The following is a 16,968-nucleotide window of genomic DNA, read 5'->3' on the forward strand; positions in this document are numbered from 1 at the left end:
CTCAGGCGGTCAACGGAACGCCCTTCCAGAAGGGCTTGCGGTTCGGGGCGAAGCCGTTCTCGGCCAGCGTTTCCTCGGCGCTCTTGTAGAAGGTGCCGATCTTGTAGATCTCGCGCGCTTCGTTCGGCGTGGCGATGTCGCGGCCGAACTCACGCGAGATGCGGACGAGCTGTTCGATCTGTTCGATGCTGCCCATCTTGCGGTCGCGGCGCTGCGTCCAGATGTTGTCCTCGTTGCCGCAACGCACGTGCAGGCCCATCGCGATCGCCATCATGTTCAGCGGCAGCACGTTGAGCATCGACGACTCCAGCGTGAGCACCGAACCATCCGGGCAGGCGCGGACGAAGTTCGCCAGGTTGTAGATGTTCGGCGCGTCGAAACCGCCGCCGATGGCCACCCACGTCAGGATCAGCGGCACGTTGCAGGAACCGCGGCGCATCATGCGCTCGACCGTTTCGATCTGCGTGATGTTGGCGAGCTGGAAGTGCGTCTGGATGCCCTTGGCGGACAGGCGGCGGATGTGTTCCTCCACCCATTCCGGGCCCGCGGGAATCGTCATCTCGCGATACGCGCGATAGCCTTCCGGCGTGCCGAGGCTCGTGCCCTTCAGGTCGGCTTCGCACATCTGCTCGACCACGTTCATTTGGTTCGTGTTGATGGCGATGGTGACCTGGTCCGGCGTCGGTTCCAGTTCCGCCAGCATGTGGCGCGTGTCGTCGGACAACCACTTCGCCACGGACCCGTCGCCTTCCGGCGAGAACGAAATCGAACCGCCGACCTGCAGGATCATGTCCGGCACGCGCGCGCGGATGCCCGCCAGCAGTTCGTTGAACTTCGACAGGCGCTTGGAGCCCTTGCCGTCGAGTTCGCGCACGTGCAGGTGCAGCACGGTGGCGCCGGCGTTGTAGCAGTCGACCGCCTTCTGGATCTGGTCTTCCATGGTCACCGGGATGTCTTCCGGGAAATCGGACGGCATCCACTCCGGGCCGTAGGGCGCGGCGGTGATCACGAGCTTCTGCTGGTTCTCGGGGAACAGCGATCCATCGAGGAAGTGCATGGTGTTTTTCCGTTGCGGGTCAGTAGGGCACGTCGCCGATGATTCCCGCGCGCTCCATCTTTCGATGGCAGGGCGGGTAATCCATGACGGCGTAGTGCTGCGTGCTGCGGTTGTCCCAGATGGCGACGCTGTCGGGCGACCAGCGCCAGCGCACCTGGTATTCGGGAACGTGGGCCTGGCTGATCAGGTACTGCAGCAGGTGCTGCGCACCGGGTGCGTATTCCTGGCCATGGCGCACGTTGTCGGGCGTGTGGAAGTTGGTGAAGTGCGTGGTGAAGGCGTTGACGAACAGGATCTTCTCGCCGGTGTCCGGATGCGTGCGCACCACCGGATGCTCCGCATCGGGGAACTGCGCCTTCAGCGCGAGGCGCTTTTCGATCGGCATCGCCGCGCCGAACGTCGCTTCGATGCTGTGCCGCGCACGCAGGCCCGCGATCTGTTGCTTGATGTGTTCGGGCAGGTTTTCGTAGGCGAGGGCCATGTTGGCCCACATCGTGTCGCCGCCGGACGGCGGACATTCCACGCAACGCAGCACGCAACCGAACGGCGGCGCGACGCGCCAGGTGGCGTCGGTGTGCCACGCGTTCTCGTAACGATCGTTGGGCTTGTCCGGCGACTTGTAGATCTGCACGAGACCCGGATGGTCCGGGTCGCTGCCTGCCACGGGGTGGTCTTCGAGTTCGCCGAAGCGGCGTGCGAAGGCCACGTGCTGGGCGCGCGTGATCTTCTGGTCGCGCAGGAACAACACCCGGTGCTTCACCAGCAACTGGCGAAGGAAATGGAACAGGTCGTCGTCGTGGATGGCGTCGGCCAGCCAGATGCCGGACACCTCGGCTCCGATCGCACAGGTCAACAAATCGATGCGCATGTCGGCGTTCCGGTCAGATGACGAAAATCGACGAGCCGGTCGTCTTGCGCGACTCCAGGTCGCGATGCGCCTGCACCGCATCCTGCAGCGCATAGCGCTGGTGGATCTCGATGCCGATGCGGCCCGCGGCGACGTGGTCGAACAGCTCGCCCGCCAGTGCGGCCTTCTCCGCCGGATCGGCGATGTAGTCGTGCAGTGCGGGGCGCGTCAGGTAGAGCGAGCCCTTCATCGCGAGCATTTGCGGATTGAACGGCGGGATCGGTCCCGACGCCGTGCCGACGCACACCATCAGCCCGCGGCGCTTCAGCGAATCCAGCGAGCCTTCGAACGTGCTCTTGCCGACGCTGTCGAACACCACCGACACGCCCGTGCCGTCGGTGATCTCGCGCACGCGCTTGGCGACGTCTTCATGCGTGTAGTGGATGACGTGGTCGCAGCCGTGCTGGCGCGCGAGTTCGGCTTTCGCTTCTGTGGAGACCGTGCCGATCACGTTGAGGCCGAGCAGCTTGGCCCACTGCGCGACGATCAGGCCGACACCGCCCGCGGCGGCGTGCAGCAGGATCCAGTCGCCCGGCTGGAAGGCATGGATGCGGCGCAGCAGATAGGCCGCGGTCAGGCCGCGCATCGTCATGGCGGCGGCGGTTTCGCAACCGATGGCCTCGGGCAGCTTGATCAGCGGCGCGGCCGGGACGAGGCGCTCGGTGCTGTAGGCGCCGAGCGTGTTCATGAAGCCGGTGTAGGTCACGCGGTCGCCCACGGCCACCTGGTCCACGCCCGGGCCCACCGCCTGCACCACGCCCGCCGCCTCCACGCCGATGCCCGCCGGGAGCGGAATCGGATAGGTGCCGTTGCGGAAGTAGGTGTCGGCATAGTTCAGGCCGACCGCGATGTGCCGCAGGCGCACCTGACCGACGCCGGGCTCGCCGACTTCGACCGGCTCGTAGCGCATCACTTCGGGCCCGCCGGCCTCGGAAAATCGTACTGCGTGGGGCATGCCTGTCGTCTCTCGCAAACCGCTTCGTTGCGATCGACTATAGGCAAGGGGGGTGCGCGGCTTTTACCAAACGGCGACAATTACTTGTCATTTCGTGACAGCCGACGAGGCCTCGAACCCATTCATGAGCACCCTCATCCGCGCGGCCACTTTGAAGAACTATTTCGAGGTGGCGCAGCAGCTCGACCTCAATCCGCAGCCCTTGTTGCAGGCCGCGGGCTTGAGCCGGGCGATGCTGGCCGATCCGGAACGCCGCATCCCGGCCGCCGCCGCAGTCAGGCTCCTGGAAGACTCCGCCCATGCGAGCGGATGCGACACCTTCGGCCTGCGCATGGCCGAGTCGCGGCAGTTGTCGGACTTCGGCGTGGTCAGCCTGCTGCTGATCCACCAGCCCACGCTGCGCGACGCGCTGCTGGCGACGATGAAGTATCGCCACCTGCTCAACGAGCTGTTGGCGATCCATGTCGAAGAGCGGGGGCGCACGGTCGTGATCCGCGAAGAGTTCGTGCCGGATGCGGGCACCGCGTCGCGCCAGGCGGTGGAACTCGCGCTCGGCGCGCTGCATCGCCTGTGCGGTGCGCTGTTGGGCGCGCACTGGAAGCCGCACGCGGTGACCTTCACCCACGCCGCGCCCGAGAACGCGCAGATCCATCGTCGCGTGTTCCGCTGCGCGCTCGAGTTCGATCGCGAGTTCAACGGCATCGTCTGCGAAACCGCCGACCTGAATTTCCGCAACCCGTCCGCCGATCCGACGATGGCGATGTACGTCAAACGCCTGGTGGAATCGCTGCCGGCGCCGGCGCACCGCTCCATCGCCGCCGACGTGCGCAAGGATCTCTACATCCTGATGCCGATGGGACAAGCGACGATCGAACAGGTCGCGCGCGGCTTGGGCATGAACGTGCGCACGCTGCAACGGCGGCTGGAAGATGCAGGCGACACCTTTTCGGGCACGCTGAACTCGGTGCGTCGCGAACTCGTGCTGCGTTACATGGAAAACCGACAGTACTCATTGCAGGTCGTCGGCCGGCTCCTGGGGTTTTCCACGCCCAGTTCGTTCACGCGGTGGTTCAGCGCCGAATTCGGCATGGCGCCGCGCGCGTGGCGCAACGCGGCGCGCTAGGGGGTTGGCCGGTCGCCTGCTGCCGCTTACGTTGCTTGGCATCGACGCCGCCATGCGAGACCGACCATGCGCCGCACCGCCCGCCTTCCGATCAGTGTCGCCCTCGCCGCCTTGCTGGCGATGCCGGCCTTCGCCCAGCACCAGGGCCACGATGCCGGCGCGATGCCACTGCCCGACGCCAGCGCGGAACGTGGACTCGGCACGCTGACCTTCCCGACGTCCACGCGCGTGCCGCAGGCACAGGCGGCCTTCGAGCGCGGCATGCGTTGGTTGCACTTGTTCGAATACGAACAGGCGCAGGCCGCCTTCCTCGAGGCACAGCGCCTGGATCCGGGATTCGCGCTCGCCTACTGGGGCGAGTCGATGACCTACACCAATGGCATCTGGCGCATGGATGACGTGGACGGCGGCCGCAAGGCGCTGGCAAAACTCGGCCCCACGCCGGCGGCGCGTGCCGCGAAGGCGCCGACGGCACGCGAGAAGGCGTTCCTCGACACGGGCGAACGCCTGTCCGGCCCCGGCACGCTCGACGAACGCCTGGCAGGCTTCCTCGCCTCCGCCACTGCACTCGCGCAAGCCTGGCCCGACGACGACGAAGCACAATTGCTCCGTGCGCTTGCACTCCTCGGCGCAGATCCGAAAGGCCGGAACGATACGAACTACGCCGAATCCGCAAAGCTCTCGCGCGCCGTGCTGACCCGCAACCCGCGCCACGCGGGGGCCGCGCATTACCTCATCCACGCCGTCGACGATCCCGCGCACGCCGCCGAAGGGCTCGATGCAGCACGGACGCTCGAGGACATCGGCCCGGCTTCCGCGCACGCGCAGCACATGACCTCGCACATCTTCTTCGCGCTCGGCCGCTGGGACGACGCGATCGCCGCGAACCGCGAAGCCAACCGCATCGACGAACAGGCCCGCGCGGCGGCGAAGTCCCTGCCCGTGCGATGTGGCCACACCTACGATTGGATCCAGTACGCCTATTACCAGGCAGGCCGCGTGCGCGAAGCGCGGCAGACGCTCGCCGATTGCATCCACGACATGGGCGCCGTCCTGGCGAAGATGGTGATGAAGACGGAGATCCCGGCCGAAGCCATCACGATGCACCAGTTCGAGCTGGGCGACTCGCTGCTCGGCCTGCACGCCACCGCGCTGGTCGAAGGCGGCAAGGACGGCACGCGCGACGCGGCGTATCGCGTCGACACCGGTGGCAACGGGCGGTTCGGCGCGCGCGATGTGTTCGCGCGCGGCTATGTGGCCGCACTGAATGCGGACTACGCAGGTGCGAAGGACCTCCTGGCGCAGTTGCGCGCCACGGCCGCGCAACCCGTGGCCGCCAACGAGTACGACCCCCACCTCGGCGAAACGCTCGGCGTGCAAGCCGACATGCTGGAGGCGCTGATCGACGCCGGCGAAGGCCGCATGGACGCCGCCATCGCCCGCGTGCGCGAAGCTGCGAAGCGGAACGATGCGATCCCCTTCCAGTTCGGCCCGCCGATGACCGTCAAGCCGCCGCATGAACTCGCCGGCGAACTGTTGCTGCGGCAAGGCAAGCCGGCCGAAGCGCTGGCCGAGTTCGACGCGTCGATGAAGACAGCACCGAATCGGGCGCAGACGCTGCTCGGGCGTGCAAATGCGCTGAAAGCGATGGGCGACACCGCGGGCGCCGACAAGGCATTCGCGCAACTCGCCGCGCAATGGCACGCGGCGGATGCCAAGCTGCCCCCGGAGCTCGGAACGCGCTAGGGCAACAACCCGAGCAACCGCGCCCGCTCCACCGCATGGTGGCGCGAGCCTGCGGACAGCTTCACGAACAGGCTTTTCAGGTGCGACTTCACGGTCTCGCCGCTCACGTCGAGATCGCGCGCGATCGCTTTGTTCGGCAAGCCCTTGCGCAGCAGCGCCAACACCTGGAATTCCTTCGCGGTCAGCAGGCCATCCTGCAGCGGCCGGTCGGGGATCGGCGGTGCGACGCGACCGGGAACGCCGCGCGACTGCGAGAGGAGCCCGACAGCAAGCGGATGCGTATCGGCCGCCAGGCGCGCGTGGCCCCCGATCGCCGCGAGTTCACGCGCTTCGCGCAACAACGAGGGCGCGCTCTTGTCGCCCCGCTTCGAGGCGACGATCGCGCGCAACACCTTGGTGCGTTGCACGTCCCCGTCGCGATTGAGGGATTGCGCGAGCGCGTCGGCCAGCGCGAGATGCGCGTCGGCCTCGTCCAGGCGATCCAGCGCAAGTGCGGCTTGTGCGCGCGAGAACATCACGACGAGGCGATAGCCGGCGCGCAGCGGCAGCCGGTCCGTCGCGTCGAATTCCGGCGCCATCGCTTCGAGCGCCACCAGCAGCCGTGCCATCGCATCCTTGCGGCCGCGCACGGCATGCAGGCGCAACTGCTCCGCCAAGGCGGCTACGCGCAGGCGCGGCCATCCGCGCCGGATCCCGATGGCATCCAGGGCCTGCAACGCAGCATGCGCGCGCGCCTCGTCGCCTTCCTCCGATGCGATGCTCGCCAGCGTGCGGTAGGCGCTGAGCACGTTGTCGGGGAAGCCGCAGCGCTCGATCACGTCGAGCCGGCCGCTGAGCAAGGTGCGCGCCTGCATGAGGTGGCCGCGCTCGTAGCACGCCAGCGCCACGAAGGAGGCATGCAGGCTCGCGATCATGCCGCGTCGCCCGTGTTGCTCCGCATGCAGCAACGCCGGCATCAATGCGACCTCTGCGCGCGCGGGATGCCCGTCCCACAGATGGCTCAGCGCGACCAGCATGCGGCCGAACGCAGCCGACAGTCGCACCGTGCCGCTTTCTCCGTATTGCGACTCCTGGGCGACCAGGGCGCGCACTTCCAGCGTGTCGCCCTCGTGCAGCGCGAGCACGGCGCGCGAGTTGAGCTCGGCCATCGCATGCAAGGGGCCGATGCCTTCCTCGGCGGGTTGCGGCCATTCGGCGAGGAACCGCGGCAGTTGCCCCACGCGGTCGGCGAACAAGGCCGACACGACGCCGATGCGCAAGGCCATCGCGCGTTCGCGTGGCGTGATGTCCGGCTCATCGAGCACCGCGTGCGCAATCGCCAGCGCCTGGTCGTTGCGCTCGCCAAGTGCGAGCACCGACGCCGCCACCAGGCGCAGCTCCGTGTCGCCTTCGATCATCGCCTCGGGAAGCCGTTCCAGCCACTCGCGCGCTTCGGACAGCATGCCGTTGGTCGCAAGCGCCCACAGTGCGCGTGCGGCGTATTCCTGCGCGAGGGCTTCGTTGCCCGCGGCCAATGCGTGCGTGGCGGCTTCATGGAAGCGGTCGCGTCCGGCATACCAACGCGACGCTCGGCCGTGGAGGGTCGCGCGCTCGCGCGGCGGCAAGGCCTCGAAGCGGCTGAGCAGGAAGTCGCGCGCGAGCGGTTGCAGGCGCATCCACTCGATGCCTTCGTCGACGACCATGAGGGGCGTTTCGCGCGCAAGACGATCGAGCATCGCGCGCGACTGCCTGCTGCCGGTCACCGTCTGGAACAGGTCCGCGTCGAAGTGTTCGAGGATGGACGCGCGAACCAGCGCATCTTCCATGTCCGACGGAAGATGCGCGAACAACGACGTGACGAAGTACTCTTGCAGCGCACCGCGTCGCGCGGACAACGCGCGCGCGGCGCGCGCCGGATCCGGCTCGCGTTCGATCGAGGAGATCGCGAGCTGCAGGCCGATGGCCCAGCCTTCCGTGGCATCGTGCAGCAGCGCGCGGTCGTCGATCGTCAGCCGATCGCCGAGGCGTGAGGCGAGGATGGCATCGGATTCGGCGAGGCGCAGGCGCAGGTCTTCGATCCCGAGCGTCGCGCACGCGCCTTTCGCCACCAGTTCGGACAGCAGCACCGGCAAGGCCACGCGCGAGCCGATCGCGACATGCAGGTTCGGCGGCGCGTTGAGCAGCAGGTATTGCAGCACGCCGCGCACGGTGTCTTCGGGCAGGCGCTCCGCATCGTCGATCACCAGGCCGACGGGGGCCCTGCGTTCTGCGATCGCGGCGAGCAGCAAGGTCATGCTGGCGTAGACATCGCCGCGGCCGGCCGCGCGTTCGTCATCCGCTTCGAGTTCGAGCACGCCACCCACACGCATCGCATGGCGGAGCGCCAGCAGGAATCGCACGGGGCGATCGGCATCGCTTGCCGAACACCATGCGACGTGGGCGCCGACCGCCAGCCAATCGCGCCGCCATTGCAGCAACACCGTCGTCTTGCCGAAGCCCGCGGGCGCGATCACCACCAAGGCCGTGCATTCGTGCTGGCGTTCGCGCAACAGATGCGCGCGCTGCAGCGTCGCGCCCGGCATCCGCGGCGGCGTGGCCTTCAGCACGAATTCGGACACGTTCATGCGGCGCGAGCGTACCGGTTCATCCCCAGGGCTGCACCTTCAGTCGCGCGGCAGCACCATCGTGAACGTCGTGGCCCCATCCGCGGAATCGGCGCGGATGCTGCCGCCATGCGCAGTGGCGATCTGGCTGACGATGAACAAGCCGAGGCCGAGGCTCAGGCGCTCGGTTTCGCCCTGCGCGACGCCACCGCGCCGGAGCGGTTCGAACATCAGGTCCAGCGTGTCGCGCGAGATCGGGGCGCCGACATTGCCGACGACGACTTCCGCATCGGTCCCGCGGTCGCGCACCTCGACGCGGATCTGTCCGCCGCGCGCGCCGTATTTCGATGCATTCACCACGAGGTTGGCGAGGGCTTCGCGGACCCGCGGACCGTCGAACTTCCCTTGCACGGCCGCCTCGGCGCGGTACTCGATGCGGGCCTCGGGCATGGAAGCCTGCAGCAGTTCGATTTCTTCCCGACAGCCGTTGGCCAAATCGACCTCGGTCCGTTCGATCTCGAAGCCGACCCCAAGTTGCGCGCGGTTGTAGACCAGCAGCTTGTCCAGCAACTCGCCCATGCGCCTGCCGCTGCGGATGAGGCGCTGCGCCGCCGTGGCGACCGGTGCATCCACGGCCATGCGCGCGATCAGCTCCGAGGTCATCAGGATGGCGCTCAGCGGACTGCGCAGATCGTGGCCGAGCACGCCCAGGAAGACATTCCGCCAACGCTCGACCTCTTCCGCGTAATGGCCGACGGACTCGGCGATGGCTTCGTCGATCGCCTCGTTGAAGCGGGTGACCTCTTCCGGCGATGCCGATGCGGCGCCGGGCGAATCCGCCCACAGCCGCAGCACCGAGGCGCGCAATGCGCGGTATTCCGACACGAGGTGGGAAATACTGAAGCCGCTGTGCGCGCGGAACAGCGCGTGGGTGCCTGCCGCGGTCCTGGGGGCACCCAACGCCGCCAACGCGCGCCCTTCGGATTTTTCGATTTCCTCGGCGCGCGTCTGCGGCATGCGCAGGTCCGTCACGATCGCCTCAACGATGTCCGGGAGGTGGTCGCGCAATGCGACCTCGTCCAACGGCGTGCCCACGTCGACGGACCTTGCGAACACCATCGCGTGGTCGACGATGGTGTCCGAATTGCGCTCGATGAAGTCCGCCAAGCCCGTGGTCATGTCATCGCCCCTGTGCCGGAAACCGCTGGCGCATCCTAGCCCCCTGTCCGGCGGGGCCTCGTCACGCGTCGCTTTGCGAGGCGTCGTCGCGCGCCGGTTCGTCGGGTTCGCGGCCTTGCGCCTGCGGCGCGGGGCTGCCGGTCGCCTGGATGTCGCGATCGATGTCGGCCTTGCGCTCGGCTTGCTGCGAGGGCGGCTGCGAATCCACTTCCTGCCCTTGTTGGCCCGGCGCGGTCTTCTGGTCCTGGCGGCCCTGGTCCTGGCTCTGGTTCTGTCCCATGTCCTGCTCCTGGTTGGATGCGATGTCGATGCGACGCCGCCCACCACGATTGCGCTTTGTCGCGTCGTCGCGATGCATGCGCGCGCGACCTGAATGGTCGCGCGACGCAACGCAGCCTGAACCCTTCGGCAGGAGGCGCGCGATGTGGCGCTAGCCGCCCGATTTCGCCGGCGCCTGCACCTCGTCGTACGTGCCCACGAGTTCGCCCTTGGCGATGACGTGGCCGGCCGCGGCCTTCAGCAACGCATCGCGGTCGGCGCCTGGCGGCAGATCGAGCGTCGTGTCGAGCGCGTAGATCTCGAAGTGATAGTGGTGCGGTCCATCCGACACCGGCGGACGCGGGCCGAAGTAACCCGCATTCCCGGTGCCCGCCCTGCCCTGTCGTCCTGCGCCTTTGCCTTCCGCCAACGACGTGGTCGTCGCGGGGATGTTCCAGGCCACCCAATGCACGAAGGGCGTGGGCGTCGGCGCATCGGGGTCTTCCACGATCAGCGCGTAGGACTTCGCACCTGCGACGGCCTCCCACTTCAGCGCGGGCGAGACATTCTCGTGGTACGCGCTGTACTTCGCGGGGATCGCCGCGCCAGCGCGGAACACGGGCGAGGTCACGGTGAGCGTGCCCTGCGCCCATGCGCCGGAACTCGCCAGCGCGCACACGATGAGGAGGATGCCTTTCCTAAACATGGTGCGCCTCATTCGGGGAGCGTTTCGCCGCTTCCGCCCAGGTCCGCGGGGAAGTCCTTCATCTTCGGCAACCCATCCTTCATCGGCAGGACCGTGTCGGCGTAGTTGACGTGCACCGCAGGCACGAACTTCAGCGTCGGCAGCGTGGCTGCATACACGTCGATCAGCTTGGCCGGCGGATGGTTGGTCATCAGATGCCCGCCGCACTTCGTGCAGTACTGGCGATCGCTGAAGTCGGTCTTGCTGAAGTGGCCGACGAACTCGGCGCCGCGCGTCACGCGCACCGCATCGGGCTGCCAGAGCGTGAAGGCATTGACCGGTGCCGCCGACCAGCTGCGACAAGAATTGCAGTGGCAGAAACCCATGGCCACCGGCGCACCGGTGGTTTCGACTTCGACAGCGCCGCAGAAACACGCGCCGCGATACGTATCGCTCATGACGATCTCCTGGGGGAAGGACGCCGTGTCGCCGGCGTCGTGCGGTTCGATTCGAGGGTCTGCATCGCGCTGTCGAAGGCGCGCAGCATCGTGGTCGGATCATCGAGCGCCCAGGCGACGAAGCTGCCGCCTTCGAGCGCGCCGAGCAGCAGGTGCGCGGCTTCGCGCGATGCGATCTGCGGCGACAGGGTGCCTGCCGCGATGCCTTCGTCGATCTGCGCGACCAGCCAGTCGAGATGCAGTTGGAAGAAGCGCTCGAGCACGGGCTTCATGCCTTCGGGCATGGCGTCGCGTTCGGCCGACAGCGCGCCGCACAGCGGCAGCAGTCCGCGCTCGATGCCTTCGAAGAACAGACGCGCGTACGCACGCAGTCGTGCGCGCACGTCGGGTTGCGTGGCCGTGAGATCCGCCAGCGTGGCGACGAACTTCGCGAGGTATTCGTCGACCAGCGCCGCCAGCAAGGCTTCCTTGGTCGGGAAGTGGTGGTGGATGCTCGCCTTGCGGATGGCGATGCGTTCGGCGAGGTCGGCGTAACTGAAGGCCGCATAGCCCCGGGTCCTCAGCAGGACCTCCGCTTCGGCGAGCAACCTGGCGCGCGTCTCGGGCATGCAGCTATTTGCCTACTAGTAGGTAGGCGCGCGCAAGTGCTTAAAAATGAGGGTTATGGCTGAGCCTGGCGCGCAAAAGGAAACCCGGCCGGAGCCGGGTTCCTTTCCAAAGGCGCGGGCCTCAGGCCGCCTTGCCATACCGCAGGTCGAACCGATCCAGTTCCATCACCTTCGTCCATGCGGCAACGAAGTCGTCGATGAAGTGCTTGTCGCCATCGCTGGCGGCGTACACCTCGGCCAAGGCGCGCAGTTGCGAATTGGAGCCGAACACCAGGTCGGCCATCGTCGCGGTCCACTTCACCTTGTCGGTCTTTCGATCGCGTCCCTCGAACACACCGGGCTCGGCCTCCGACGGCTTCCACGCAGTGCGCATGTCGAGCAGGTTCGTGAAGAAGTCCGTGGTCAGCGCGCCCGGGCGATCGGTGAACTGGCCGTGCTTCGTGTTGCCCGTGTTCGCACCGATGGCGCGCAGGCCGCCGACGAGCGCGGTCATCTGCGGTGCGGTCAGCGTGAGCAGGCTGGCGCGATCGATGAGCGCGACGGCGGCGAGTTTCTCGGCGCCCTTGCGCGCGTAGTTGCGGAAGCCATCGAGCGCGGGTTCGAGCACGCGGAAGGACTCGACATCGGTCTGTTCCAAGGTCGCGTCCGTGCGGCCCGGCTTGAACGGGACGTTGACGTCGTGGCCGCCCTGCTTCGCCGCCGCTTCCACCGCCGCGCTGCCACCGAGCACGATCAGATCGGCGAGCGAGACCTTCTTTCCGAATCCCTTCTGGATCTTCTCCAACGCGGACAACACCTTGTCCAACTCCGCCGGCTCGTTCGCTTCGAAATTGCGCTGCGGTTCCAGGCGGATGCGCCCACCGTTCGCGCCGCCGCGCAGGTCGCTGCCACGGAACGTCGACGCCGACGCCCAGGCCGCCTTCACCAACTGCGGCACCGTCAGGCCCGATTCGAGGATCTGTTGCTTCAAGGCCCTGATGTCGGCATCGTCGATCAGCGGATGATCGAGCGCGGGCACCGGGTCCTGCCAGATCAGGTCTTCTTTCGGCACGAGCTTGCCGAGGTAACGGATCTTCGGCCCCATGTCGCGATGCGTGAGCTTGAACCACGCGCGCGCGAAGGCATCGGCGAACTCCGCGGGATTGGCCATGAAGTGGCGCGAGATCTTTTCGTAGGCCGGATCCATGCGCATCGCCATGTCGGCGGTGGTCATCATCGGCTGGTGCAGCTTGCCCTTGACGTGTGCGTCGGGAACGTTGCGGCTGGCATCGCCCTTCGGCTTCCACTGGTTCGCGCCGGCGGGACTCTTGGTGAGTTCCCATTCGTTGCCGAACAGCGTTTCGAAGTAGCCCATGTCCCACTTCGTCGGCGTGGACTTCCACGCACCTTCGATGCCGCTGGTGATCGCATGCTCGGCCTTGCCGCTTTCGAAGGTGCTCGACCAGCCCAGGCCGAGTGCTTCGATGTTCGCGCCTTCCGGTTCGCGGCCCACGTGCTTCACGTCGCCCGCGCCGTGCGCCTTGCCGAAGGTGTGGCCGCCGGCGACGAGCGCCACGGTCTCGTAGTCGTTCATCGCCATGCGCGCGAAGGTTTCGCGGATGTCGATACCGGACTTCACCGGATCCGGATGGCCGTTCGGGCCTTCCGGGTTCACGTAGATCAGGCCCATCTGCACCGCGCCGAAGGGATTGGCGAGTTCGCGCACGCCGCTGTAACGCTCATCGCCGAGCCACGTGGATTCCGGGCCCCAGTCGATCGGTTGCGGTTCCCACACGTCTTCGCGGCCGCCGCCGAAACCGAAGGTCTTGAACCCCATCGAATCCAGCGCGACGTTGCCCGCCAGGATCATCAGGTCGGCCCACGACAGCTTGCGGCCGTACTTCTGCTTGATCGGCCACAGCAGGCGACGCGCCTTGTCGAGGTTGCCGTTGTCCGGCCAGCTGTTGAGCGGCGCGAAACGTTGTTCGCCCGAACGCGCACCGCCGCGACCATCGAAGATGCGATACGTGCCGGCGGCATGCCATGCCATGCGGATGAAGAACGGACCGTAGTGGCCGTAATCGGCGGGCCACCAGTCCTGCGAATCGGTCATCAGCGCAGTGAGGTCCTTCTGCACCGCGTCGAGGTCGAGCGTCTTGAATTCGGCCTTGTAGTCGAAGCCTTCGATCATCGGGTCCGACAGCGCGGCATGCTGGTGCAGGACATCGAGGTTCAACTGGTCCGGCCACCAATGGGAGTTGTTGCGGGTCTTGCGATGGGACATCACCGGGCACTTCGATTCGTCGTTCATTGGGGGAGCTCCTGACGTAGCCAGTGGATGGTCAACAGGTCGAAGTTAAGCCGCCGTCCGCGATCGGGAAAATCGAATGATCGAATCGAGGCGATAGGCCGGTTGAATCGCCGCGGCGACGCTAATGGCCGAGTTCGGCCGCCAGCGTTTGCACCAGGCGCTGCGTGGACATCGGGCGCACGCGCGGCGCGCCCTCGCCGGCCCATTGCGCGCCCCATCCGCTGGAACCGGCGGCCTTCGCGGCCGCGTGCAGGGCTTTGCCCGCGTCGTAGGCGATGGGGTAATCGGGGATCGCGTCGGGCGCGACGTCGTCGCCCAGGCGGGTGAAGTCGTTGCGCAGGCAGCGTGCGGGGCGGCCGGAGATCGCGCGTGTCATCTGCGTGTGGTGTGCGTCCTCACCCAGCAGGCGCGCGCGATAACCCGCATCGGCCAGCGACTCATCGGTGGCGACGAACGCCGTGCCGAGCTGCGCAGCGCTCGCGCCGAGGGCCAGCATCGCCGCGATGTCGGCGCCGTCCATCAAGCCACCCGCGGCGACGATGGGCAGCGACGCGCGTTGCGCCAGCGTGCGCACGAGGTCGGCGGTCGTCATCCGTGCGTCGTCTGCGTCGGGATCGAACACGCCGCGATGCCCGCCGGCTTCGAATCCCTGCGCCACGATCGCATCGAGCCCTGCCGTTTCGATCGCGCGCGCCTCGCGCAGGCAGGTCGCCGTGGCGAGCAGCACGATCCCCGCCCCGCGCAGGCGCACGATCTGGTCCGTGCGCGCCAGGCCGAAATGGAAACTCACCACGCGCGGGCGCTCCTCGCACAGCATCGCGCACATCGCATCGTCGACGAGGAAGGAGGTGTAGACCTCGCGGAGTTCTGCTGGGGGTTGCGCGTGGAAGCGTTCGAACTCGGGCTGCAGGCGCTGCAGCCAGGCCGCTTCCCTGTGCGGATCGACGCGCGCGGGCCGATGCGTGAACACGTTGACGTGTAATGGCCCTGCGCTTGCGGCCTTGAAGGCGCGGATCGCCTCGCGCGCCTGGTCCGCCGTCATCGCGCCGACGCCGAGCGAGCCCAGGGCGCCCGCGTTCGAAGCCGCCGCAGCCATGGCCGGCGTCGACACGCCCGCCATCGGCGCCTGCACGATCGGCAGGCCGATCCCGAGCCTGTCCAGCAAGGCCGCGTTCGCCATGGCCGCCATCATGCCCTGAAGTATGCTGGCCGCCCCATCACGCAGCGACGCCCCATGGACGCCACCGCCCTCATCCACGCCTATTACGACGCCTTCAATCGCGGCAACCGCGAAGGGATGCTGGCGCTGCTGACCGACGATGTCGTGCACGACCTCAACCAGGGCGCGCGGGAAACCGGGCGCGAGGCGTTCCGCGATTTCATGGCGCGCATGGACCGCTGCTACACGGAGCAGCTTCGCGCGATCACGGTGATGGTGAACCCCGACGGCAAGCGCGCCTCCGCCGAATACATCGTGCATGGCGTGTACAAGGCGGACGACGAAGGCCTGCCGAAGGCCACCGGCCAGATGTACGTATTGCCGGGCGGCGCGTTCTTCGACATCCGCGACGGCCGCATCGCGCGCGTCACCAACTATTACAACCTCGGCGACTGGATCGCGCAGGTGCAGGGCACTCGGTGAGTTCAGTGCGCGTCGACGCGATGCCGGGGCCCGCGATCGGCGAGCACATCGCCGACATCGCACAGCTGCGCATCGCGGTGTTCCGCGAGTGGCCGTACCTGTACGACGGCGACCTCGGGTACGAAGCGACGTACCTGTCGACCTACACGCGCGCGCCGGACAGCGTGGTCGTGTTGGCCTTCGACGGCGATCGCCTCGTCGGCGCCTCCACCGGCCTGCCGTTGGCCGACGAGGACGAGGAATACAAAGCGCCGTTCCTCGCGAACGGCCTCGACGTCGAGCGCGTGTTTTATTGCGGCGAATCCGTGTTGCTCCCCGCCTATCGCGGGCGCGGCCTCGGGCACGCCTTCTTCGACGCCCGCGAGGCGCATGCGCGCGCGCTCGGGCGTTTCGACACCATCGCGTTCGCGGCCGTGGATCGCGAAGCCGGCGATCCGCGCCGCCCCGCTGGCCATCGCGGCAACGAAGCGTTCTGGGACAAGCGCGGCTACGCGCGCCATCCGGGCATGACGATGCACCTGGCGTGGAAGGAAATCGGCGAGGCGGCCGAAAGCGAGAAGCCGCTGACCTTCTGGATGCACCCCTTGGAGGCGACCGCATGAAAGTGGCCGTCGCGAAATATGCGGTCGGGATGCCTGCGGACTTCGAGGCGTTCGCCGCGCGCCAGCGCGCGATGCTGTCGGAGGCCGCGCACGCGGGGGCACGCATTGCGGTGTTTCCGGAATACCTCGCGCTGGAACTGGCGGCGACGTTCGAAGAACGCATCCGCAGCGACCTCCGCGCCTCGCTCGCCGAACTGCAGGTCTTTCGCGATGCCTGGCTTGCGCTGTACGCGGATCTTGCGCGCGAGACGGGCATGTTCCTCCAACCGGGCACGTTCCTCGTCGACATCGGCGACGGGCACTATCGCAACCGCGCGTGGTGGTTCGCGCCCGACGGTCGCCGCGGCTTCCAGGACAAGCTGCAACTCACGGCGTTCGAGAAGGAGACGGGCGTGATCGAAGGCGGCGACGCGCTGCACGTGGTCGACGCGCATGGCCTTCGCCTCGGCATCAGCGTGTGCTACGACAGCGAATTCCCGTTGCCGGTGCGCGCGCAACGCGATGCGGGGGCGCGCTTGTTGCTCGTGCCCAGTTGCACGGATACGGAAGCCGGCGCGCGCAGGGTCGAAGTGGGCTGCCTGGCGCGCGCGCTCGAGAACCGCGTGTTCGTCGCGCAATCGGTGACCGCCGGCCTCGCGCCGTGGAGCCCGGCCCTGGACGTGAACACCGGCGAGGCCACGCTCTACGCGCCGATGGACCGCGGCCTGCCGGCGGACGGCATCGTCGCGCGCACGCGCGGGCACCAGGCCTGGGCGGTGGCGGACCTCGACTTCGATGCGCTGGAGGCGAGCCGGGCCGAGGCGCAGGTGGCCAACGACTTCGATTGGCCCGGGCAACTCGCACCGGGATTGCGGCAGGCGCGCATCGAGGACTAGA

The 16,968-nt window shown here is 67.7% G+C and carries 16 protein-coding genes; 5 read left to right on the forward strand and 11 right to left on the reverse strand.

Going from position 1 to position 16,968, the window contains the following annotated elements; genetic code table 11:
• Position 1: 1 nt before the first annotated feature.
• Genes LVB87_RS02470 through LVB87_RS02480 form a run of 3 tightly spaced genes read right to left on the reverse strand, consistent with a single transcriptional unit; the run spans position 2 to position 2,919 of the window.
• Positions 2–1,057 carry a 3-keto-5-aminohexanoate cleavage protein gene (locus LVB87_RS02470; protein ID WP_232899338.1) on the reverse strand — a complete coding sequence of 352 codons (1,056 nt, stop codon included), beginning with the start codon at positions 1,055–1,057 and terminating at the stop codon, positions 2–4.
• Positions 1,058–1,076: 19 nt separating this feature from the next.
• Positions 1,077–1,925, reverse strand: a complete 849-nt coding sequence (locus tag LVB87_RS02475; protein WP_232899339.1) for a TauD/TfdA family dioxygenase — start codon at positions 1,923–1,925, stop codon at positions 1,077–1,079.
• Between the two features lie 13 nt (positions 1,926–1,938).
• Positions 1,939–2,919, reverse strand: a complete 981-nt coding sequence (locus LVB87_RS02480; protein ID WP_232899340.1) for a quinone oxidoreductase — start codon at positions 2,917–2,919, stop codon at positions 1,939–1,941.
• 124 nt (positions 2,920–3,043) lie between these two features.
• Here LVB87_RS02480 and LVB87_RS02485 point away from each other — a divergent pair, with 124 nt between their 5' ends.
• Positions 3,044–4,042, forward strand: coding sequence for an AraC family transcriptional regulator (locus tag LVB87_RS02485; RefSeq protein ID WP_232899341.1), 999 nt, complete (start codon positions 3,044–3,046; stop codon positions 4,040–4,042).
• Between the two features lie 66 nt (positions 4,043–4,108).
• Positions 4,109–5,788, forward strand: coding sequence for a hypothetical protein (locus LVB87_RS02490; protein ID WP_232899342.1), 1,680 nt, complete (start codon positions 4,109–4,111; stop codon positions 5,786–5,788).
• Here LVB87_RS02490 and LVB87_RS02495 read toward each other — a convergent pair.
• The 8 genes from LVB87_RS02495 to LVB87_RS02530 form a co-directional block, all read right to left on the reverse strand.
• Positions 5,785–8,391: a LuxR C-terminal-related transcriptional regulator gene (locus LVB87_RS02495; protein ID WP_232899343.1), complete on the reverse strand. Its 2,607-nt coding sequence runs from the start codon at positions 8,389–8,391 to the stop codon at positions 5,785–5,787. The genes LVB87_RS02490 and LVB87_RS02495 overlap by 4 nt on opposite strands.
• Before the next feature lie 39 nt (positions 8,392–8,430).
• On the reverse strand, positions 8,431–9,549 hold the full coding sequence (locus LVB87_RS02500; protein WP_232899344.1) for a sensor histidine kinase: 1,119 nt from the start codon (positions 9,547–9,549) through the stop codon (positions 8,431–8,433).
• 61 nt (positions 9,550–9,610) lie between these two features.
• The gene (locus tag LVB87_RS02505) at positions 9,611–9,907 is read right to left on the reverse strand and encodes a hypothetical protein (protein WP_232899345.1); all 297 of its coding nucleotides are present in this window, start codon (positions 9,905–9,907) and stop codon (positions 9,611–9,613) included.
• Between the two features lie 72 nt (positions 9,908–9,979).
• Positions 9,980–10,513 (reverse strand): YbhB/YbcL family Raf kinase inhibitor-like protein, encoded by a 534-nt coding sequence (locus LVB87_RS02510; protein ID WP_232899346.1) that lies wholly within the window; start codon positions 10,511–10,513, stop codon positions 9,980–9,982.
• An 8-nt stretch (positions 10,514–10,521) separates the two neighbouring features.
• Complete coding sequence (locus LVB87_RS02515; protein ID WP_232899347.1) at positions 10,522–10,950, reverse strand: GFA family protein; 429 nt, start codon at positions 10,948–10,950, stop codon at positions 10,522–10,524.
• Entirely contained in the window at positions 10,947–11,558 is a 612-nt protein-coding gene (locus LVB87_RS02520; protein ID WP_232899348.1) for a TetR/AcrR family transcriptional regulator, read from the reverse strand. Before LVB87_RS02520 ends, LVB87_RS02515 begins: the two co-directional genes overlap by 4 nt.
• A 121-nt stretch (positions 11,559–11,679) precedes the next feature.
• Entirely contained in the window at positions 11,680–13,848 is a 2,169-nt protein-coding gene (gene katG / locus LVB87_RS02525; RefSeq protein WP_232899349.1) for a catalase/peroxidase HPI, read from the reverse strand.
• A 121-nt stretch (positions 13,849–13,969) separates the two neighbouring features.
• On the reverse strand, positions 13,970–15,040 hold the full coding sequence (locus LVB87_RS02530) for a nitronate monooxygenase (protein WP_232899350.1): 1,071 nt from the start codon (positions 15,038–15,040) through the stop codon (positions 13,970–13,972).
• Positions 15,041–15,064: 24 nt separating this feature from the next.
• Between LVB87_RS02530 and LVB87_RS02535 the strand changes: the two genes are divergently transcribed.
• Genes LVB87_RS02535 through LVB87_RS02545 form a run of 3 tightly spaced genes read left to right on the forward strand, consistent with a single transcriptional unit; the run spans position 15,065 to position 16,967 of the window.
• A complete protein-coding gene (locus tag LVB87_RS02535) occupies positions 15,065–15,490 on the forward strand; it encodes a ketosteroid isomerase-related protein (protein ID WP_232900427.1) in 426 nt (141 codons plus the stop codon).
• A gap of 20 nt (positions 15,491–15,510) precedes the next feature.
• Positions 15,511–16,092 carry a GNAT family N-acetyltransferase gene (locus LVB87_RS02540; RefSeq protein ID WP_232900429.1) on the forward strand — a complete coding sequence of 194 codons (582 nt, stop codon included), beginning with the start codon at positions 15,511–15,513 and terminating at the stop codon, positions 16,090–16,092.
• On the forward strand, positions 16,089–16,967 hold the full coding sequence (locus tag LVB87_RS02545; RefSeq protein ID WP_232899351.1) for a carbon-nitrogen hydrolase family protein: 879 nt from the start codon (positions 16,089–16,091) through the stop codon (positions 16,965–16,967). The genes LVB87_RS02540 and LVB87_RS02545 overlap by 4 nt, the downstream gene beginning before the upstream one ends.
• Position 16,968 lies beyond the last annotated feature (1 nt).

The sequence above is a fragment of the Lysobacter sp. KIS68-7 genome, from assembly GCF_021284745.1.
Taxonomy (GTDB): Bacteria; Pseudomonadota; Gammaproteobacteria; order Xanthomonadales; family Xanthomonadaceae; genus Noviluteimonas.